The organism is Nitrosospira sp. NRS527 (assembly GCF_018406445.1).
Taxonomy (GTDB): Bacteria; Pseudomonadota; Gammaproteobacteria; order Burkholderiales; family Nitrosomonadaceae; genus Nitrosospira; species Nitrosospira briensis.
In genome coordinates, this window is sequence record NZ_AP024515.1 from 1,022,148 (window position 1) to 1,043,060 (window position 20,913).

At 54.4% G+C, this 20,913-nt stretch carries 17 protein-coding genes, 1 tRNA gene and 2 pseudogenes; 8 read left to right on the forward strand and 12 right to left on the reverse strand.

Features of this window, described 5'->3' with window-relative positions; translation table 11 throughout:
- Positions 1-8: 8 nt before the first annotated feature.
- The 5 genes and pseudogenes from KJS40_RS04560 to KJS40_RS04580 form a co-directional block, all read right to left on the reverse strand.
- Positions 9-518 carry a phage tail protein gene (locus tag KJS40_RS04560; RefSeq protein ID WP_213539239.1) on the reverse strand — a complete coding sequence of 170 codons (510 nt, stop codon included), beginning with the start codon at positions 516-518 and terminating at the stop codon, positions 9-11.
- A gap of 24 nt (positions 519-542) precedes the next feature.
- A complete protein-coding gene (locus KJS40_RS04565) occupies positions 543-2,969 on the reverse strand; it encodes a phage tail sheath C-terminal domain-containing protein (RefSeq protein ID WP_213539240.1) in 2,427 nt (808 codons plus the stop codon).
- Positions 2,970-3,525: 556 nt separating this feature from the next.
- Positions 3,526-3,966 (reverse strand): hypothetical protein, encoded by a 441-nt coding sequence (locus KJS40_RS04570; RefSeq protein WP_213539241.1) that lies wholly within the window; start codon positions 3,964-3,966, stop codon positions 3,526-3,528.
- A 176-nt stretch (positions 3,967-4,142) separates the two neighbouring features.
- Positions 4,143-5,403: pseudogene (locus KJS40_RS04575) on the reverse strand (IS256 family transposase).
- Between the two features lie 101 nt (positions 5,404-5,504).
- A complete protein-coding gene (locus KJS40_RS04580) occupies positions 5,505-5,879 on the reverse strand; it encodes a hypothetical protein (RefSeq protein WP_213539242.1) in 375 nt (124 codons plus the stop codon).
- A gap of 136 nt (positions 5,880-6,015) precedes the next feature.
- On the opposite strand from KJS40_RS04580, the gene KJS40_RS04585 reads away from it, so the two are divergent.
- Genes KJS40_RS04585 through terL form a run of 4 tightly spaced genes read left to right on the forward strand, consistent with a single transcriptional unit; the run spans position 6,016 to position 10,223 of the window.
- A complete protein-coding gene (locus KJS40_RS04585; RefSeq protein WP_213539243.1) occupies positions 6,016-6,672 on the forward strand; it encodes a hypothetical protein in 657 nt (218 codons plus the stop codon).
- Positions 6,673-6,732: 60 nt separating this feature from the next.
- Entirely contained in the window at positions 6,733-8,142 is a 1,410-nt protein-coding gene (locus KJS40_RS04590; RefSeq protein WP_213539244.1) for a DNA methyltransferase, read from the forward strand.
- Positions 8,135-8,809, forward strand: a complete 675-nt coding sequence (locus KJS40_RS04595; protein ID WP_213539245.1) for a DUF5681 domain-containing protein — start codon at positions 8,135-8,137, stop codon at positions 8,807-8,809. The genes KJS40_RS04590 and KJS40_RS04595 overlap by 8 nt, the downstream gene beginning before the upstream one ends.
- Positions 8,796-10,223, forward strand: a complete 1,428-nt coding sequence (gene terL / locus KJS40_RS04600) for a phage terminase large subunit (RefSeq protein WP_213539246.1) — start codon at positions 8,796-8,798, stop codon at positions 10,221-10,223. Before KJS40_RS04595 ends, terL begins: the two co-directional genes overlap by 14 nt.
- A gap of 318 nt (positions 10,224-10,541) precedes the next feature.
- On the opposite strand, the gene KJS40_RS04605 is transcribed toward terL, so the two are convergent.
- From KJS40_RS04605 to KJS40_RS04625, 5 genes and pseudogenes are all read right to left on the reverse strand, one after another.
- On the reverse strand, positions 10,542-12,494 hold the full coding sequence (locus KJS40_RS04605) for a DUF3732 domain-containing protein (RefSeq protein ID WP_213539247.1): 1,953 nt from the start codon (positions 12,492-12,494) through the stop codon (positions 10,542-10,544).
- A complete protein-coding gene (locus KJS40_RS04610; protein ID WP_213539248.1) occupies positions 12,491-12,988 on the reverse strand; it encodes a three component ABC system middle component in 498 nt (165 codons plus the stop codon). The genes KJS40_RS04605 and KJS40_RS04610 overlap by 4 nt, the downstream gene beginning before the upstream one ends.
- Complete coding sequence (locus KJS40_RS04615) at positions 12,985-13,464, reverse strand: ABC-three component system protein (protein WP_213539249.1); 480 nt, start codon at positions 13,462-13,464, stop codon at positions 12,985-12,987. Before KJS40_RS04615 ends, KJS40_RS04610 begins: the two co-directional genes overlap by 4 nt.
- Positions 13,455-14,216 (reverse strand): hypothetical protein, encoded by a 762-nt coding sequence (locus KJS40_RS04620; protein WP_213539250.1) that lies wholly within the window; start codon positions 14,214-14,216, stop codon positions 13,455-13,457. Before KJS40_RS04620 ends, KJS40_RS04615 begins: the two co-directional genes overlap by 10 nt.
- Before the next feature lie 150 nt (positions 14,217-14,366).
- Positions 14,367-14,660, reverse strand: a pseudogene (locus KJS40_RS04625) (ATP-binding protein); the annotation flags it as partial.
- Positions 14,661-15,306: 646 nt separating this feature from the next.
- On the opposite strand from KJS40_RS04625, the gene KJS40_RS04630 reads away from it, so the two are divergent.
- From KJS40_RS04630 to KJS40_RS04640, 3 genes are read left to right on the forward strand one after another with little or no spacing between them, the layout of a single operon-like run.
- Positions 15,307-15,528, forward strand: coding sequence for a DUF3489 domain-containing protein (locus tag KJS40_RS04630; RefSeq protein WP_213539251.1), 222 nt, complete (start codon positions 15,307-15,309; stop codon positions 15,526-15,528).
- Complete coding sequence (locus KJS40_RS04635; RefSeq protein WP_213539252.1) at positions 15,528-15,914, forward strand: DUF2924 domain-containing protein; 387 nt, start codon at positions 15,528-15,530, stop codon at positions 15,912-15,914. The genes KJS40_RS04630 and KJS40_RS04635 overlap by 1 nt, the downstream gene beginning before the upstream one ends.
- The gene (locus tag KJS40_RS04640) at positions 15,911-18,031 is read left to right on the forward strand and encodes a recombinase family protein (protein ID WP_213539253.1); all 2,121 of its coding nucleotides are present in this window, start codon (positions 15,911-15,913) and stop codon (positions 18,029-18,031) included. Before KJS40_RS04635 ends, KJS40_RS04640 begins: the two co-directional genes overlap by 4 nt.
- A gap of 424 nt (positions 18,032-18,455) precedes the next feature.
- Here KJS40_RS04640 and KJS40_RS04645 read toward each other — a convergent pair.
- Positions 18,456-18,547, reverse strand: a tRNA-Ser gene (locus KJS40_RS04645).
- A gap of 276 nt (positions 18,548-18,823) precedes the next feature.
- Between KJS40_RS04645 and KJS40_RS04650 the strand changes: the two genes are divergently transcribed.
- Positions 18,824-19,351: an adenine phosphoribosyltransferase gene (locus KJS40_RS04650; protein ID WP_213539254.1), complete on the forward strand. Its 528-nt coding sequence runs from the start codon at positions 18,824-18,826 to the stop codon at positions 19,349-19,351.
- 442 nt (positions 19,352-19,793) lie between these two features.
- On the opposite strand, the gene KJS40_RS04655 is transcribed toward KJS40_RS04650, so the two are convergent.
- Positions 19,794-20,807 carry an IS110 family transposase gene (locus KJS40_RS04655; protein ID WP_213539255.1) on the reverse strand — a complete coding sequence of 338 codons (1,014 nt, stop codon included), beginning with the start codon at positions 20,805-20,807 and terminating at the stop codon, positions 19,794-19,796.
- Positions 20,808-20,913 lie beyond the last annotated feature (106 nt).

Sequence of the window (20,913 nt, forward strand, 5' to 3'; positions counted from 1 at the left end):
ACGTACGCTTAACCGGCCTCGGACGGCTCCGCGGTATCCGGGTCGCGCTCCCAGCCTTCCAGTTCGATCTTGACACTCTCGATGGCGATCGCATTAGCGTTCGCGTCCAGATCCGGTATGGCAGTGTATTCGCTGACCCAGCAGGCGTGCAGAAAATAGCGCTTGGCGACTTGGCCCTTCTCGTTCATCACTTCGAGCGTCAGTTCCTTCTTGTAGCCGGCCAGATCCATGGTCGGATCGCCGGCGAAGGCGTGAACCTTGTTAGCCCATAACTCGAACTCGGGATCGTGGGTAAGGCCGCGTTCCAGCGTCAGCGGTTCATAGCTAGTGCGGCCGGGCGACTTGTGGTCGATGCTGTTTTCGCCGCCGCTGCGGTGCTTGACGATTTCGGTAGTGCGCTTGAGCGAACTTGCCTTGCTGACGCCGAGCACCGGCTTGTTATCCCATAGAACACGGAATTTGAAATTCTTGTACGGATCGAAGCGGTGCGTGTTGACGACAAAACCTGTGTTGGCCATTGTTGCTCTCCTGTTGAGTTCGGCTTACAGATCGCCGGCGATCTGTTGAATCTTGATGATGACAAATTCAGCGGGTTTGAGCGGTGCGAAACCCACTTCGATATTGACGATGCCCTTGTTGCGGTCGTCCTGGGTAGTGGTCTCCTTGTCGCACTTGACGAAGAACGCCTCCCTCGGGCTGGTGCCCTGGAACGCACCCTGGCGGAACAGTGACATCATGTAGGCGTTGAGATTCAGACGGATCTTTGCCCACAGCGGTTCGTCGTTCGGTTCGAACACCACCCATTTGGTGCCGCGGAACAATGATTCCTCGATGTTCAACGCGAGCCTGCGGATCGGGATATATTTCCATTCGCTGCCGAAATCATCGTCACCGGCGAGTGAGCGTGCCCCCCAGTTGACCAGGCCGTTTGGAAACACGCGCAGGCAGTTCACGGCCTTTTTGTTCAACACGCCGTTTTCCAGATCGGTGAGTTTCACATTGACCCCAAGCACGTCGCGCACGTCGGCCTCGATGCCAGCCGGAGCTTTCCAGACACCGCGGGTCGAATCGATACGTGACATTAAACCTGCTATTGCGCCACTCGCGCCAGTGTTTTTCTTGATGCCGTTGCCGTTGAACACCAGTTGTGGATAGAACACTGCGGCGTTCGTTTTCACCGAGACATTCAGTTCGCTAATCATCACGGTGTTGCCGACCACTGCGGGCCGGCCATCGTTGCCAGTCCAGGTCGGTGGCGCATCGACCAGCAGGAACGCACGCCGCGATGCGCAATAATTGCTCGCCGGTCCCCACAGTTGCAGATGATCATTGGTACTGACCTCGGCATCCGGCGGGATTGCCATCAGGTTAAACAGATCGACCGGATCAAGGGCATGAAAGCCGCTTTGATCAGTGGGGTTGCCGAGATAATCGACGACGGTCGGTGCATTACCATCCAGGCCGTTGCTACCGCCGGTCACGAATGCGCTGTTGCTGGCGATACCGAGCGAGTACTGGCGGTTGTTGCGGATGATGCCGTTGTTGAAGGCCGCGTTGCTGGTGGTGATGTTGGCCGGGATTGCATTCAGCGTGCCGGACTTGGCGAGTACAGCGAGATGATAGCCCCAGACTTCGGCGCGCCACGGCAGTGTCGCGCTGGCGTTGATCGCGGTGGCAATGATGCGAAGTTTTTCGCGCACACCGTCGTTATCGCCGGTGACGGCGCTGGCGCCGGCGGCGTTTAGCGTCCAAGGATCGACGCCGGCAGTGGTAACCAGATTGTTCGGTGCAACATTCAGCGGAATGACGGTACCGTCGATGTCGATCTGCGTAATGGTAGCCTGGGTCAGAGCCGAGATCGCGTTCAGCGACGCGATGGTGCCGGGTGCGGCAGGGTCGCCGAGTCGCAGGATCGAGGCGGTTGGCGCCGGACGGAAGTTGCTGAAGCGGGTGTTTTCCAAGCCGCCTTGATCGACACCGAGCATCAGCGCGGTGGCGATGTCATTCGATGAAGAACGGCGGATGCGCACTGAGGAGGTGTTGCCGGAAGTGGCGGTGATGGTGATCAGGCGGCCGACCCCGGCGACATTATTGACCAGGCAGTTGACGGTCTGCACCGGCGACAACGTGGCCAGCGCATTGTTGTTGATGATGTCGGTCAGCTCGGTCTGCATGGTGCCAAAGTTGGCCGGCACCGTCCAACCGGTCAGATCGACGGTGACAAAGGCGCTGCCATTGACACTGATGTCGAAGTGCGACTGCGGCAGGGTCGGCGCCACCGGCGTGATCAAGTCGTTTAAGGTCCCGGCAGCGGTCGGGGCGGTGTTGCTGAGTCCGCGACGCGATTGTGAGAAGCCCGCGAAACTGTTGCCGATCGTATTGATGAACGAAGCCGGGTTGGCCGGGTCGCCCATGACGGCGTCGAGCGAGAGGTTGATCAGCGCGGAACTTTGCGTGACGAAACTCGGCGCGAAACGCGGCGAGGTCGGGTTCATGGACAGGTTAGTATAGCTTTCGGTCGTGACAACTGCGCCGCCTTCCTCCTGCAGGACGCGCAAGTTGAAGGTGTCGTGCGGATTCGCGGTGCTGTAATCGATTTCCAGGCGCACCGTGTTGGCCCATTCACCTTCCGCCTTGGCGGTGGCGGCCAGCACCGGCTGCGTGGCGCCGGCGAGACTGCGTAGTGTAATAGCGGCGGAGGTCGCGTTGTTCGCCAGACGCACGACATAGCAGTCGGTACCGCCGTTGGCAAAGAAATGCCGCACCGCGTGCGCCAAATCGCTTTGCGGATGCGGCGCGCCGAAGTTGCGAGCGAAGTCGGCCGTGCTCAGGCAGCGTGTCGCGTGATTGATCTTGCCCTTGCTGGTGCGCCCAAAAAACGCGGCGATCGACGTAGCGACGCTCGTGATGGTATGTACGCCGCTCGATACTTCTTCTATATATACGCCTGGGTAGCTTACTTGTACCATCGCTCGAGTCTCCTTAACTGGGTATGTCGTCGATTGCGCCGGTCGGCGCGACAGGATTGCCTTCCGGCCCCGTTGTCATTCCGCCCCTGCGCATTAAACATAGTCCATTTCTGAGGTGAATGTCTAAAAAATACGGCATTAATAAAATAATACTTTACTCCTGCTTAATTCATGTGGTTGAAAGTGGGTAGGGCGCAAACCGCCGGCTGATCCGAATAATGGAAAGAGTTGCTAACACCCTCCGCTAGAAATCAGTACTTGTCTCAGGTTATTAGTAGTCCGGAATGGCCAATTCTCATCTCTTCGACACAATTGGGAATTACCGCTTAACCTGGACTCTTTTATTTTTATAGCAGACAAAACGAAGAAAACAAGGAGTTTCTCAGAATCGAAAAATTACCTCTGGTAAGAGGCAATGGATTCCGCCACGTATCGGAGAGTTGCGACGCTGTGACTGAACGCACGAGATACACCCGATCCCTAGCGCGGCTGGCTGCCACGTTGAACCGCTGCTCAGACAGATTTCCGGCAACCGTCTTGCAGCTATTTGGATCAATCACCAGCAATAGGAACATGATATAGCGTTTCCTGCCCTGGAACGTTCTAGCATCGCCGCATTCAAATTTCCAGTGTAGGAGTTCAGCGATTGAGCAGCGTTGGCGAACTGTGGGATCAATGTATTTGGCTTGCTCCCTGCCAAGAAGAGAGACAACACTAAGGTGGGTTGCGCCCGCATTGGCACTTCGTCGACTTCAATTTTGTATAGCTGTGCAAGGGCGATTTCATCGACTCGGTGGTCTATCGTTTCCAGTTCGGCGTGAGCACGGTTGATAGCTTGTTGGAGAGTCTGAATTTCTTCGCGCGTTTGATCTGGACTAAGCTGGGAGACACGGTGTTGGATGACTTCAACAGAGGCCTGAAATTGCCGAATACCCTCCCGTTCCTTGCCAGAAGGGCCACTGTAAGTGGTCGTATTCCTACAAGGAAGTTCTGGCACACGGTGACCCATTACCTAAGTGTGGGAGAGCAATTAGTCGTAACTGACGCCTGAGTTCTATTGGCGCGTCCGCGCAGCAACAATTACCTCGTCGATGACATAAACCCTTGCTATTCAGGTTCGTTGCCACCAACTTCAGGAGGAGAAATAATCAAATGTTGTGTATGGCAGCTTAATCAGGCGGCGATTCTTTGATGATTTTCTGCTTTCGTTATGATCCCGTTTTTGAACTGGATGCCAGCAATAACCTTGGCGATTAATTTAGATTCTCGCAGAAGCAGTCAGCGGTGTTCAGCGCTCTTCGCCAGTTTAAATACCATTGATAAAATACTTGCCCACGAGACGCACCCCCGGGTTTTAGCGGTTCGTAGCCGCACCGTCGTAAACGTCGATTTGATCGGATTCGTGGTCCACAGGTGTATCTAGTGCTCGGCTGGAAAGTCATAAAGATCAGTAAAGCTTCTTTATCCTTATTCAGGCACTCAGCCGCCTTCGGGTATTTCGGCTGGTATGTTTGCACGAATAGATCGAAGGCCAGGCGTGCGTTCCCGCGTGTTCGCCATCCAGATCTGGTGCAAATCCGATTTGGCTTTGGGTTGCAAATGCTTTGGCAGTTTGTTCAACACATTTGTGGTCTTATGCACCCAGTAGCGCCGTACCCCGGTTTCACCAAACACTTGCGGCAGCGCTTTCCACAAACCCAATGCCCCATGGCCGACGGCAAGCTTGGGATCGATGGTAAGGCCGCGACGTTTCAAATCCAGCAATACTTCTTTCCACAATTGCTCCGATTCCCGAAATCCGTCCGCCAAAATGACTAATTCCTTCTTGCCCTCAGCCGTGGCGCCAATGATCACCAGGATGCATTGGTTTGCGGCTTCCAGCCGCAAACCAAAATGAATGCCATCCACCCACCAATACACATACTGCTTGTTGCTTAAATCTCGCCGCTCCCATTTGGCGTGCTCATTTTGCCAGACCACTTTTAATCGGCTGATCGTGGCCGCGGCCAATCCCGGCGCATCCCGGCCCCAAGAGGGATGCCAAGGCTTCAGAAAAATCGCCGGTCGAGATGCCTTTCAAGTACAACCAAGGCAGTAACTCTTCCATCGTCTTCGTACGCCGCAAATACGACGGCAGGATCGCGGAGGTAAACCAAATCTTGCTTGCCCGATCTCGCACCCGCGGCGCTTCGATGCCAACCTCGCCTAGACCTGTCTGGATCGTACGTTCCGGCAAGTACCCATTGCGTACCATGCGCGCCTGCCCCGCTTCATCCATATCAAAACGATAACGTTCGAGAAATTCCGTAACCTCCACTTCGATCGCTCGCACCAGCATCTGCTGCGCTCCGTCGCGCAGCACTTGCATCAATACATCCGACACTTTGCTAGCAATCCCTGGATTTTTTAAGGCTAAAACGTTATCTTTGCTCATGGCGTATTCCCCCTTCTTTTGAAGTTGATGATCTTGGTCGACCATCAAGAATACGCTACCCTCTCAACACTCGTCATACACAAGTTTCGATCATAGCTCCTTCAGGAGATCGGTATAGCTGCTGGGTCAAAGGGGGTCACCGGACGGTCTATGTGCTTGGCCAGATGCTCCCGGGCGACATTTTCAACCTCCGCTGCTCCAATGACTCCGCATGTGACAAACGCATCCAATTCCATCCGAGTATCGGTGGCCCGAGGCCGGACATCGAGCGCCATACTCTTTTTGTCGAGCGAGATTTCTACGACCTGAGTCAATAGCGGGTACTGAAATGAGAATGGCTTTCCTTCGTAGAACATTTGCCAAGTCGCTACCCCTACTCCCAGACGAGTTCCATTGGCTTCGCCGTCTCTTCTGACTCCATCTGATGCTTCAGGGCGAAAAGATCTCCAGACGTCACTGGGACGAGTCGGTGTCACGCGTGCCTGGCGTGACACCCATCTTGTGGCGCTTGGGCAATTTCGAGCGCAACTACTGTTGCTCCAGACGATAAATAAGGCAAATATGCCTGGTTCTTGCCTAACTGCTTGCTTTTAACTTAAGCTGATTCACATCATGGACCTCGACGACAATTTCGCCCACGAACTGAAACAGTCGCTTGCGCAAATTCTTGCAGAACCCGAAACCAGGGATTATCTGCAGCGGGAAGTCTTTCTTCCATTGATCAGGCTTGCAAGGAATCCCAAGAGTGATCTGAACAAGTTCTTGAAATTAGCGAGCCAATGGGTTAATGAAAATGAATCGGCGCTGACCCTGCATATTGATGAACTCAAAAAAGCGGATGCGCGCGCAGAGGAATTATTGAAACAGATGGACGCCATCAGTCTCAAGGAATTCCTGAGCCTCGAACCGATTGACCCCTACACTTTATTGTTAATTGCCCATAAACTCGATAATCGGGCCAATGCCGATGCAAAATACGGCCAGAAAATGCGCACTGGCAGGAAGCCCGGCTCGGTCGGAAAACTCACGAAGCTCGTGGCGAAGCACCTCCAAAAAAATCCCGCTGCCACTGCGGGACAAATGTGGGATACCTTCAAAAAAAAGAAGCCGAAAGAAATGGAGTTCATGGATACTTCTTCAGGTAGATATATCGAGTACTTCGATAAAAAGGGCATGAAAGGCCAGTCCGATACGAGCTATCGGCGCTTCCAGAATATTGTGAGTGAACAGCGTGGAATCCTGAAATCTACCAGGCGGGTCACGGAATAGCGAAGCCGTGAAAAGGGTATGATCCTATATCACCTCCTTATTTTTATTTTGGAGGTGAACATGGAAACTTCTACTACGCTGTCCATTCGCTATCAACCGATCACCGCTCTACACCTCGATCCCCGCAATCCGCGGGTCCATACCTCCCAGCAAATCCGCAAGATCGGTCAGAGCATCGAGAGCTTCGGCTTCAACGTTCCAGTCCTCATTGATGATACCGGCAAGGTCCTGGCAGGTCACGGCCGCGTCATGGCCTCTCAGAAACTCGGCTGGGCCGCGGTTCCCACCATTCAGCTGAGTCACTTGACCTCCGAGCAAGCCCGGGCGTTTTCCATCGCCGACAACCGCCTCACCGAAATTGCGGAATGGGACGATCAGCTGCTGGCGCAAAGCCTACGCGAATTGGCCGCCGTCGATCTCGACTTCAGCATTGAAGCCACCGGCTTTACCATGGGTGAGATCGACTTGCGCATCGATGATCCGGCCTTGGGTAAAGCGGCTGAACCGGATCCCGCTGACCGGATAGAAGAGATCGTAACGAATCATCCGGTGAGCCAGACCGGCGACTTGTGGCAGCTCGGCCGCCATCGTCTGCTGTGCGGCAATGCCCCGCGGCCGGAGAATTATGCCGTGCTGCTGGAAGACAGGCAGGCCAATATGGTATTTACCGATCCGCCCTATAACGTTCCCATCAACGGCCATGTCAGCGGCAAAGGTGTCATGCAGCACCGCGAGTTTGCTATGGCCGCGGGAGAAATGACCGAGGCCGAGTTTGCTGATTTTCTCACCGAGGTGTTCCGGTGTCTGGTCCGGCACACCCTCTCCGGCTCGCTGCACTACCTCTGCATGGACTGGCGTCATATTCATGAGATTACCGCTGCCGGCAAAGCTGCCTATAGCGGCCTCAAGAACCTCTGCGTCTGGGTCAAGGATAACGGCGGCATGGGTTCTCTCTACCGCAGCCGCCATGAACTCGTGTTCGTGTTCAAGAATGGCACCGCCCAGCACCGCAACAATGTCCAGCTGGGCACCTATGGCAGGTACCGCACCAACGTATGGGAATATCCCGGCGCGCATACACTCAGCCGCCAGGGGGAAGAAGGCAATCTGCTGGCGCTGCATCCGACCGTCAAGCCGGTACAGATGGTCGCTGACGCAATGCTTGATTGCTCGGCACGCGGGGATCTCGTGCTCGACCCGTTTCTCGGCAGCGGCACCAGCCTGATTGCCGCAGAACGTGTAGGACGCATCTGCCTCGGCATGGAACTCGATCCGGGTTATGTGGATGTAGCGATACGCCGCTGGCAAACGCATACCGGAGCAGAGGCCATCCATGCCGCCTCGGGCATAACGTATGCCGCGCGCGAAACATGGATGCGGGAGCAAAGCGAGATACCGGCACAAGACAGGTCACAGGAACAAACCAGAATGCATGAGCAAGCCATGACGCAGGAGGCGGGCTATGTCTGAAAAGAATCCCAATGACAATGCCTACGAGATAGGCTACAAGCGCCCGCCCCGGTCCACACGCTTTAAGCCCGGCAGGAGCGGCAATCCCAAGGGGCGCCAAAAGGGTTCCAGAAATTTCGCCACGGTGCTGGAAGCAGAGTTGAACACGCGTATTTCGGTCACGGAGAATGGCATCCGCAAGACCATATCCAAGCGCGAAGCCACCGCCAAGCATCTGGTCAATAAAGCCGCCACAGGCCTGTTGCCCGCTGTCAAGCTCCTGCTGGAGCAGGAACGCCAGCAGGAGAATGAACAATCTCCGCTATCGAATGCGCCGCGGGATCTGCTGCCTCCCGACCACTTGGTACTAAAGAGCCTGTACCGGCGGCTGATGCAGATGGAAGTCACGCCGGCAACCACTGTGGCCGATGAAGTCCGGTCACCGCAGCAACGGATGGAAGATGCCCAGGCAGATGATGTCCGCTCATCCCAGCAGCAGATAGCAGACACTAGTAGTGCAAGCAGTACAGCGGCGGATGCAAATCGCCAGCCAGGCAATGCCCGTGGCAGCCGGCCGTCAGTCAATGCTCCCCGCAATCACCCTTTGGTTCATCCCCCGGAGCGTTTTCCATTGGGCTGTGATCCTCTTTATTCGCCTCGCCAGGACAGTGGCCATGAATCTGACTAGCCTGGGTCCGACCAGCCTCGAGATGGACGCTGTGTTGCGCCATGACCTTTATAGTTTCATCGAACGGGCTTTCTACGAATTGAATCCGGAAACCCAGTTCGTGCCCGCCTGGCATATCGATGTGATCGCAGCCAAGCTGGAAGCCTGCCATCGGGGAGAGATCCACCGCCTGATCGTGAACCTGCCGCCGCGGCATCTGAAATCCCATTGCATCAGCATTGCGTTCGTGGCCTGGTATCTGGGTCATCATCCCGCCGGACATGTCATCTGTGCCAGCTACGGCAAGGACCTGGCCGAGAAACTGGCACGCGATTGCCGCGCGGTGATGCAGAGCACGTGGTACCGCTCTGCCTTCGGCACGCGTATCTCGCATCTGCGCCAGGCGGTCGACGACTTCATGACCACACAGCAGGGCACCCGCATGGCCACCTCGGTGGGTGGCGTGCTCACCGGCCGCGGCGCGGACTTGATCATTATCGACGACCCGCTCAAACCGGATGAGGCCTTATCCGACACCGCCCGCAAGACCGTGAACGGCTGGTACGACAACTCCCTGCTCAGCCGCCTCAACGATAAGGAAAAGGGTTGTATCATTGTCACCATGCAGCGCCTGCATCAGGACGATCTGGTGGGTCATGTGCTGGAACAGGAAGGCTGGGAGGTCCTGTCGCTGCCGGCGATCGCGGAAGAGTTCCAATCCTTCGTGATTGATGGAGTGTTCGGCCGGCGGGAATACCGCCGCGCTATCGATGAAGTGCTGCATCCTGAGCGCGAATCGCTGGCGTTGCTGGAACGCATACGCGGTAACATCGGCGCCTATAACTTCGCCAGCCAGTACCAGCAAAGCCCCGTTCCTCTGGGCGGGGCCATCGTCAAAACCCACTGGCTACGGTATTGCGAAGCAGCCGATTGGCCCAAGCGCTTCAGCCGCATGGTGCAAAGCTGGGATACCGCCAACAAGACCACCGAGCTGAGCGATTACAGCGTATGCACGACCTGGGGCGAATATGAGCGCCGCTTCTACCTGCTGGATGTATTCCGCAAACGCATGGAATACCCTGAGCTCAAGAAAGTGGCCAAGGAACAGCGGCGCCGCTACCCGGCAGCGAAGCTGCTGATCGAAGACAAGGCCTCAGGCACGCAGCTCATCCAGGAGCTCAAACGCGAGGGGATCTACAGTATCGAATCCGTCCTGCCACCCGCAGGCATGGATAAAATCATGCGGCTGTATATGCACACGACCTTGTTCGAGGAGGATAAAGTAATTCTGCCGAAATATGCCCCTTGGCTGGCTGGCTATGTGCAGGAGCTGACGGGATTCCCCGGCGGCAAATACGACGACCAGGTCGATTCGACCACGCAGGCGCTGCAGTATTTGAAGCAGCGCCGATCCACGATATATGATGTGCTATAGGCGTCATACGAGTTCAGTTTGCTGGGATGAGACGAGGTTGCCAGTCCGCTTGATCTGCCTTTAAGCTTGCGTGATGCGCTTGGTTGGCATAGATGGTCCATATTCGACTGGGGCCAACACGTCATCATCGCATCGCGATCAACGACTGCTATCGAAACGCGAATTTCCGTTCCCGACAAGAAGGGGTCAGTTGATATGCGAACCGAAAGCTGCTGTTCGCATGGTAAATATGAACCTTCAGTGCGTGACTGCCTTACCCGCTAGGGCATCAGGATGTAATTTGCACAACTATGTAATTTGGCTTGGCATGACGCACGCTCAAGTCGCCCGAGGCCAATCCTCAGGGACGAGTTTCACACCATTACGCCAACGCTGGGCCACCGCGGACTGGTACCAATCTTCAGCGATGTCAGCATGCTCAGTGATGACCACCTGCAGCCCTGGTGCAAGCTCCCCGACGACATCGAGCACCAAGCGGAACATCCGTATCACGGCCAGGCGGTCTTCCTCTTTACCGGAACTCAGCGTGCCGTCGACATCCCTCTCCGGCGGGAAATATACCTGTGAAGGCTGGTCCAGGAACAGAAACCCGGGAACGGGCCGGTTCCTCTTCACGAACCACTCATGTAGTGCAAGATGGCTAATCAAGTGGTAGCTTACCCAGTTCTCCCCACTGCCCATGCGTATCATTGGGATAGGGCCGTCGACCGTGTCCGCAATGACGGTCAACTTCTTGAGGTCCAGCCGGAGTGGCGCATCTGAGTGCTCAAGCAGCAGCTTCTTGGACCACTCGGTCATCCGGTTGCCCAGAAGGGTGGAAATTGACGTCAGGCGTTCTTGGATCCTCTCATCGCTAAGCAGTTCCTCAAGCACTTCGCATTGACGGCGCAATTGTTGTGCTCGCTCTTCCAGATTTTTGGAGTCTGGAAGCTCCGGCATGCTTTCCATGTACAGCGCGATTTGTCCGAGAATATAAGCCCGTCTCGTTTCATCGTCTGATGCCTTTTGGAGTGCTTCGCTAGAGCCTCGTACAACCTCCATTTCCGCTCTGTTCTTCGCGACGCGCGTGCGGACGCCTTGTAGGCACCCTTCCAGCTCCGCTACGGCTTTCACAATCTGAGGCGCAATTCGGGTAACAGAGGCCAGTTGGCTTGAAATCTCCGAGAGCTCTCGTCGAATCTGCTCCACCTGAGGTGGAGCAGATTCGACCGGTAATGCCTGGGCGCACAGGGGGCAAGAATGGCTACCTGAGCCGGAGCCCTCAAATATCCCAATCGAAACGAGCCTTGCGCGCTGTTCGCCTGCCTCGGTTGCATAGCCGCGCTCATCGCGTTCAACTGCCTGTACGGCCGCGATTTCTTCACGCAATCGGCGTTGCTCTTCACGGAGCAAGCGGCGTTCATCTAAAAGTCGACCCAATTCGGCACCGGAGCTTTCGCTGGCTTCCATGGGGTCCACCCCAGACAGTGGCATTCGAGCAACTACTTTAAGGGTTTCTATTGTCTCCTCCCACGAAGCGGCCAACGCATTGGTAAGCCCGACCTCTCGAGCCTGCGCAAGCAAGCCAGCAGCCTTACTGATACCATCGCCACGTAGATTCTTCATTTCACTGAGCTGGCGCTCGACAGCGCGAAGTTCATCTCTCAGGCGACGAAGTTCTGCGCGCCTTCTGACGTAGTTATCGTCAACCGCACCCAAGAAGTAGGGCAAGGTGTCTCGAATAGCATCAGCCATGTACCGGTCGTCAGCTTGGTGAAAGAGCTGCTGCCGACGGATGATTTCGTCTTGAGGCTGGAAGCACAGCAGCAATGCGTGCCGGACACCTGCCGACAATGCTGCCCTTGTGTGTCCAGGAGGTGGTTTGTGCAAATTTTCTTTAATTCCGTTCCATTGGTTCAGTAGCGCAATCAGGCCATCGGTATTTGTTGTTTGCCGAAGCTCGCCATGGTCCGGCAAGGTGACTTCGTTTGCCATGGCGACAAAGCAATCCTCGCTCGACTGTGAAGTGGGTGCCGGACAACGACGGGCAATGAACGCCTGACCACCGGCGAGTTGCAGCCGCAAGCCGAACCAAGAAATCGCGCGACGAATCGGTCCCTCTGGTACCTCGCACTTCCCTGAGCCGAAGCAGTAATTGACCACCTCGATGAGTGCGGATTTCCCACTTTTGGAAGAGCCCGTTACAATGTTCACTGTGCCCACCTTGAGTTGCAGTTCGCGGCGCCTACCATCGTGGCTGTAAACCACGATATCCAGAATCTGAGTAGTCATGGTCGAACTCCCAGTAGTGCAAGGACTGTCGAAGATGATCCGGCCTTGCCGAACCACTTCCCGACGAACTCGGCCTTCAAAGCGCAATTGCGAACTTCTTCACTAGCTTGTTTGAGCACCTTCTTAACCACCTTTCCAGAATCTATCGACGGCATAACACGTGTTCCTTCAAGGCGAAGCAGTCCATGCATAGCTCCAAAGGTTAGCGCAGTTCTGGTGAACGGCAATAAAGCCTTCGCACGCTCTGCGATACGTCGCTGTTCTATGGGGTTTTCTGCGAGCCATACTGGGAGGGAAGTCGTTATGGCCCCAGGCAGCGCTTCACGTGTGGATGCTGGCAAAACCAAGGGCAGCACCACGAAGGTCTCCTCAATTGAAAGCAACTCTTTCCCTCCAGCTTCTCGCCCTCTGGCTGCATGCCACAGCAGAGTCGAACAGAACGCAGGATTCAAAAGCGTTCGTTCTTCCAGCGTCCGATTTTCCCATGCAATCACGATATGACACCTTTATTCAAAAGAGATGCCAACTGCTCATGGAATCGTGGATGCCAACCCACCCGACCTACATCCGCAAGCATATGAAGTGACCCTCTCGAAACGAATTCCGCGGTAACACTGGGGCGAATTGGGACCAGATTAGTTTCAGCCCATTGCAGCAACGTTTGACCAGCGGTTTTCATAACGCTCTCAGTGGTCGCATCGCCAAGTTCGTCGCGCATGTTCTCATATATCAATTCCCACTCTTCGACTAGTCGTCTCTCGTACTTGTCTAGTTCGAGCCCGAGAACAATGTCCTGCCGTAGCCATCGCGCTCTTTGCTCGTAGGCTCTGAAGTAGTCACGTATGGCGAAGCCAATACGTTTGGCGTTGTCGGTAACCATTTCAATTTGTTTGACAAACAATCTGTCGCGGCAAGCATCCTGAAGTGCCTCATTCAATTCGATGCCAAGAATGTCGTCATCTATGGGCAAGGCTTCCCGCTTGAATTGCTCGCGCAGGTTTCCATATGTAAGTCTATCTCCCTCGACTCGATGAGTGGAGCCGCCTTGGTCAATTGCTTGAGAACACGACGAAACCACCACCCCTCTAAACGCTGTAGGAATGCATCCTCATGTTTTATGGGAGCTAACCAACGAACCTGCTGTCGAAGTACCTCGTCCAGGTTGGATATGTTAGGGGCTACGTCGATAACATAAACTTGATTTAGGAGGGAACGCCGGTCAGCTAAGCTGAGCCTCGAATAAGCCAAATACGCCAACTTATTCTTTTCGTTGCCAGACGTGAGCGCTGTTGCGTTCAGCGCATCTATTGCGGCACTTGGATCGCGCTCATCTGAATGTCCGCGCAACTTTGCTGCAGCGCTTGCGCTGGATGCAGTAGCTGTCGTGATGAGGTAAAGCTTTGCAGTTGGCGGAATGGCACCGGATTCACGCCCTTCAATCCAGATGCGCAACGTCTTCCAAAGATCGACCGCTGCGTCTGTGAGAGCTGACTTGCTGCCCAGGTGGTGCTTCGTCTGAAGAAGCTCTAACGGTTCCCCACCAGTTGCTGTGAAAGTAACATCATCCAAGGTCTCAATGCCCACTTCAAAATCCTCGCCATTTCGGGCGTGTACCAGCGAGTGCACGAGCGCACACCGAACTTGATATGCGTAGCCTAGCGTCGCATCGACCGCAGAGAACTTTGACTCTGACATTATTTGCCACTTAATCACGTCGCTCATCGAGGTAGCCCTCATATTAACGACGCGATTTCTCCCTTGTATTTTTAATCTAATTTTTTCATTATATTAGAATACTTTCGCTCCTGCATCCCAAGGGAATTGTCAACGCCGATTTAAAACTGATACACCCCCATTACGTTCGCATACTGCTTATGCGTTGGGAGCGGTCTCTCGCTTACTCTTTACCATTCCCGCCGCACGCTGATTTTTGAGGCGGTAGCTCTCGCCGGCAATCGGCACGATGCGCGCATGATGTAACAGGCGATCAAGCAGCGCGGCGGTCAGTTTGGCGCCCCGAGTAAAGGTGACATCCCATTGGCCGAAAGGTAAGTCACTGGTAACAATCAAGCTCCCTTCTCATAGCGAGGTCGCGATCACCTGGAAGAACAGGTTGGCCTACTCGCGGTTTATCGATAGATAGCCGATTTCATCAATGATGAGCAGGGGATAGCTGTTGATGGGGCGGGATGCATGACACTTTTCAGTTGATTCTGCGTGTGCGCGGTAGTCAGTGTTAGCGGGTTATGGCTTATCTGCTGCCAGCTGGAGGTTTGTATCATAAATGGACCCCACATTAAAACCTGTTTTAGAAACGATGTGCGACTTTCAAAGCTAGGTCAACGTTCCGGATAATTTCAGCAAAACTGTCGCAAATGACTTGATAGGGCCGGATATTCGAGCGTTACTGGTATTACTGCAGCGATAGGGCTGCAGATAACCGGAGAACGCCATGCCTAGTAAAGCCCCCCAATCTACCCGAATCATTCCATCGGTCCCGCGCTTAGGTAATAAATCAACCCCCGTTCGGCGATCTACCCGAAAACGAGCAACCCAAAAACAGTCTCCTCGCAGTACGGGCTACCCTTCCGATCCAACTATTGGCGGCAGCGTCCACCAAAAACCTCTACAAAAAACTCCGCAAAAACCCAGAACGGTCTTACCCTTAGTTATCCCCGCACCACCGTCATCCATGGCCGCACAGACTGATCCGGTCCTTCAAACCAGCCTACCGGCTCATAGCAGTCAAGTTACTTCTCCCATCCAAACTGTCCACTCCGGCGAGCCTGCTTCGCCCAGCAAACAATCCCGGTTGATTGAGCTACTGCATCAGCCTGCCGGAGCCAGCCTTGCTGATTTAATGCAGGCCACCGGCTGGCAAGCTCATTCGGTACGTGGCGTGATCTCAGGAGTGCTGCGCAAGCGGCTCGGCCTCGCCGTGATCTGCCAAGCCAATCAGGATGGCAAGCGGATCTACCGTATCAAGCCGGCAGTGAATGTGGCCGGGACAGACAGCGCAGAGATAACTAAATGATGGATATCGGTAAATCTTTGGCCGAATTGGGAACCCTTGACCGGACAACCCTGCTGGAGCGCTGGCAATCTGCCTTCGGCCATGTTGCCCCCCGGCATATCCGCAGTGAAATGATACAGCGCACCCTCGGCTGGCATGTGCAAGTCCAAGCCTACGGTGGTTTGGATGGTGAGATGCGGCGCAAACTGCGTCGTATCTCACCAGGATTAAAGCTTGCTACGGGTACTCGCCTGATCCGTGTTTGGCAGGGAGTGAGCCATCAGGTCACGGTACTCGATACCGGCTTTGCCTATGAAGGTAAAACCTGGCGCAGTCTTTCAGCTATTGCCAGAGCCATCACCGGCACTTCTTGGAACGGCAAAGTCTTCTTTGGGGTGATTGCATGAGCGATCACCTTTCGGGCTCTCAACACAGTTCTGATTCACGGCGTCGCTCTGCTTCCCGCCATGGCTCCGCTTCTCGGCAAGGCTCTGCTTCCCGCACGGTTGCCTGCGCGGTCTACACCCGCAAATCCTCCGAGGAAGGATTAGAACAAAGCTTTAATTCCATTGATGCCCAGCGGGAAGCCTGCGAGGCGTATATCCAGAGCCAGCGGCATGAGGGATGGAAAGCGCTGGACACGACGTATGACGACGGAGGTTTCTCGGGCGGCAATATGGAACGTCCCGGCCTGAAGCAACTCATGCGTGACATCGTCGCCAGGAAGATTCGCGTGGTGGTGGTATACAAGGTGGACCGTCTTACCCGCTCTCTGGCCGACTTCGCGAAGATGGTGGAATTGTTCGATGCCCATGAGGTATCTTTTGTCTCGGTCACCCAGCAATTCAATACCACCACGTCCATGGGAAGGTTGACCCTGAATGTTCTGCTGTCGTTTGCGCAATTTGAGCGCGAAGTCACCGGTGAACGCATCCGCGACAAGATCGCGGCATCCAAGGCCAAAGGGATGTGGATGGGCGGTAGTCCACCGATGGGTTATATTCCGCAGGACCGTAGCCTGGTGATCAATGAGGATGGCGCGCAGCTGGTACGAGATATCTTCGATCTTTACCTCAACCTCGGGTGTGTGAGCAGCTTGAAGCTTGAGGTGGACCGGCGTGGATTAATGACGCCAGCCCGCATCAGTCAGCGATCAGGGCAAAGCGGCAACCGGCCCTTTAGCCGCGGTCACCTCTACCGGATTCTGTCCAATCCGATCTATATCGGACAGATTGCCCATAAGGATAAGACCTATCCGGGGCAGCATGCGCCGATCATCGACCGGATGGTGTGGGATGCGGTACAGGCAAAGCTGACAGACAACCGGCAGGGAAATAAACTACGTGGTAAAGCCAAATCCCCGAGCCTGTTTGCCGGATTGGTATGGGATGAACACGGGAATCGACTGACTCCCAGCCACAGCAAGAAGGGCAGCCGCCGTTACCGCTATTACGTCTCCGATAGTCTGATTCAGAACTGCCGGGGTCAGGCAGCCGATGCACTAAGGATACCGGCTCATGAGCTGGAACAGGCAGTGATTCACAGTTTGATAGAATTCCTACGAAAGGATACGGATATCCTGAGCCTATTGGATGAATGGCGTATCACCGATGCTCATCAGGTTCATGCCATTCTGCGTCGGGCGCATAGACTGGCAAAGCAGCTCAAAGCTCCTGAATCGGTAACCGCTAGCCCTAAGCAGGGCAATGATGGGAAAGTCATCTCCGGCAATCGAACTCATAGTCAAGAATTAGCTACCTTCGGTCATGAACAATTATCTGTCTTCCCGGAATCAGCATCCCGCAGATCACCTTCTGCCAGAACTGTCTCCATGGAGCCTGTGCACCTCGGCAATGCTGGGCTTATCCACCTGCTGCAGGCTCTAGTAAAAAAAATTATTGTCAGTGTTGATCATCTACAGATAAGTGTCCGATTGAATGTGATTCTGTATGACGAAGAGGAGAAATCGGATTGGTCGAGTCCGGATCGGCCGAGCGAAGTTCCGGTCGTGTGCAGCGATGCAGAATCAGGTATTACGAATGCCTGCGCAGGTATAGGCACATTCGGCCAGCACGAAGGAGAGACGCATCACCCTATCCAAACGAGAGAATCCGGACCAGGCTTAGTGCCAGGCTCATCGGAGAACGATCAGGATATGCACACACTCATCCTGCCAGTAAAGCTCAAGCGCACTGGCTTAGCCATGCGGCTGATTGTGCCGGGACATGGGATTCATCGGGCACCCGACCCGCGGCTGGTGCAATTGCTAATCAGAGCCTATGATTGGTTCGACCGCCTGAGATCGGGCAAGGCCAAAAGTATGCTGGCGATTGCAAATGAGGAGGAAATCACGAGCTCTTATGTTACACGAGTGATCTATCTGGCATTCCTGGCGCCCGATATCGTTAAGGCGATATTGCAGGGGCAGCAGCCTGATACACTGAGCGCGGATTCCCTGTTGCGTTGCGTGCCGCTGCCTATCGATTGGAGTGAGCAGAGAAAGCTGTTAGGGTTTGTTTCCTGAGGTCTCCCATTTAATTCCAGCTTTCCCTCAGTCCCTCAGTTCTATATTATTCCGTTACTATCGGTCGGCACCTTAATAACCGGCCATCGTTACGCAGCCGATTCATACCGATATCAGTCTGAGAGTTATCACCAAATATAAATCGGAGACATGATCGAAGATGATGCCGTGGCACTTCCTTCCACACGAACCATTTCCGTGCGACGACTGCCAAGTGGCAAGTCAGTACGACATTCTCACCGGATGCTTGGTTAAAAAACTATTAAGAATTAACTGCACACTGAGAATGCTCGGGAATGAAGCCCGAAATAAGGGAGTTATTGAGACTGAGAAAAAAATAGAGAATGATATGTGGTGTCCCAGCCCGCGTACACACGGCACCGTTCCGGATAAAAACTTATTATTCAATATTGCTAAGACTTAGTGGCGGAGAGAGAGGGATTCGAACCCTCGGTACGGTTTGAGCCGTACGCACGCTTTCCAGGCGTGTACCTTAAACCACTCGGCCATCTCTCCGAATACAAAATCATCTGCCGGAACCGGCAAGGGGCGCAAAGAATAAACCAGAACGGTGTTTCCGGCAACTTTTCCGGTATTATAAAGGATTAACGCCGTTTGCTCTCGAAAAACCATAATGCGAACTGCGTTATTGCCAATTTATAGCTGTTTTCATGTCCCGCTTCTCAAATTGAAGAGTTCATCATTTTTACTCGAATAGCGGAGCGCCACGCTATGACGGGACGTAGATTCCCGGGTGTCGAAGAAACTAAAATCAGAAAAACAGGACTTCTTATGCAAATTAAATCCCGCATTCGCACTATCGCGCATTATCCTCATGAAGGCATCATGTTTCGGGATATCACAACACTGTTGAAAGACCCGGTGGGTTTACGCGCCACCATTCAGGAAATAGCTGCGCGTCATAAAAACATAAAGATCGACAAGGTTGCCGGGATCGAGTCGCGAGGTTTCATCATTGGGGCGCCGGTTGCTTACGAGCTTGGCATAGGCTTTGTGCCAGTACGAAAAAAAGGCAAGCTGCCTGCTGAAACACGTGGCCGCGATTATCAACTGGAATACGGGAGCGACCGTATCGAGATTCATGTGGATGCGATTCAGAAAGGCGATCGGGTGTTGCTCGTGGATGATCTCATTGCGACTGGCGGAACGGCGGAGGCCGCTGCTAAGCTGATAGAGGAAATGGGTGGCGAAGTGGTGGAATGCTGTTTCGTTATCGACCTGCCGGATATCGGCGGCAGGTCGCGTCTGGAAAATCAGGGGCTGAAGGTATTTGCCCTATGCGAGTTTGAGGGTGATTGAGCATCACAACAGGATATCTTGATAGTCCAGATCATGACGGGGGCACGCTATGAGGCTGTGCCGGATGGCATGCTCCCCTCACGGGCATTTTCAACTTTGGTGAAGTGAACGAGGTTTTTTAAACATTTTCATACGGCGCAATGCGCGTTGCTTATTGCGTATATGGACACCTCCCGTTTTGCAAGCAACCCGTGTTGATGGTTTTGGTTCAACTGCTTCCGTATATCCGGCTTCCTGTTGGGTAGCGAGCTACCCGAGCCATGATGGAATTCGCGCGTAAGTCTCAAATCGCCCTAGCGGCTTTGTCGATTGTTGCTTCGCCAGTGAGCCAACACAATAAGCTGAGTCACTTACGCCGGTCTGACCTGTTTGCCATCAATTCGTTTTGCTACCCAATCGTTGTTTGATATCTCCTGCTAAACTTTCCTGGAACTGCCTACTGTTATACCGCTGCTCGATACGTTTCCTCACGGCTCAGGATTGACCATGCAATACGGGCGTTCTTGTTCGCCAGTGCCACCGTCGCGATGTTTTTGTTGCGCCGTTTCGCCAGCCCCGTCACCCAGCGGCTACGGGCGTCTTCCTTGTTCTCCGCCGCCTTGAGCGCCGCTCGTGTGCCGTGTATCAGCAACATGCGTATGTATTTATCGCCGCGTTTGCTGATGCGCCCCAATTGGCTCTTGCCGCCACTGGAATGCTGGCTTGGCGTCAATCCCAGCCAAGCTACCATGTCCCGGCCTTTGCAAAACTGTTTTCCGTTACCTACCGCAGACACTAGGGCGCTGGCGACGACCGGACCAATTCCTTCTACGCGCAGGAGCCGTTGGATGCGTTCGTCTTCCCGCGCCCTCTGGGCAATGCGGGCATCGTATTCTTTGATGTTGTCATCCAGCTTGCGCAATTCTTCCCCCAGCAGGCAGAGCAGTCGGCGGAAATCACTCAGCAGGCCATTCTCGCCATCTTCCAGCAGTTCGGGTATGGCTCGGCGCAATCTCGTCAGGGAGGCGGGAAGTACAATGCCGAATTCACCGAGCAAGCCGCGTATCTCATTGCTGAGTGCCGTGCGCGCCTTGATGAGTCGGGCGCGAATTCGGTGTTCCGCTTGCATCACTTGCTCCACGCTCTTGACCTGAACACAGCGCATGCTGGGACGGCTTACGGCTTCACAGATCGCTTCGGCATCATGCGCGTCGTTCTTGCCGCTCTTGACGTAGGGCTTGACGAATTGCGGCGACATCAGGCGTGCGTCGTGTCCCATCTCGCCCAACTCACGTGCCCAGTAGTGGGCACTACCGCAGGCTTCCATGCCGATCAAAGTCGGCGCCGGCTTGCGGAAGTACGACAGCATCTGACCGCGCCGTAGCTGTTTCTTTACTACTGCCTTGCCGTGATGATCAACACCGTGAATCTGAAATACTTGCTTTGCCAAGTCTATGCCAATACAGGTAACATCCATTTCATACCTCCTCCTTCGACTGATTGGTTGGAATCTTCAGTCTGGCACATTACGATGCCTTCTAGGTAGGAGGTGTCCATTCCATTGCCCTACGTTTTTACTCATC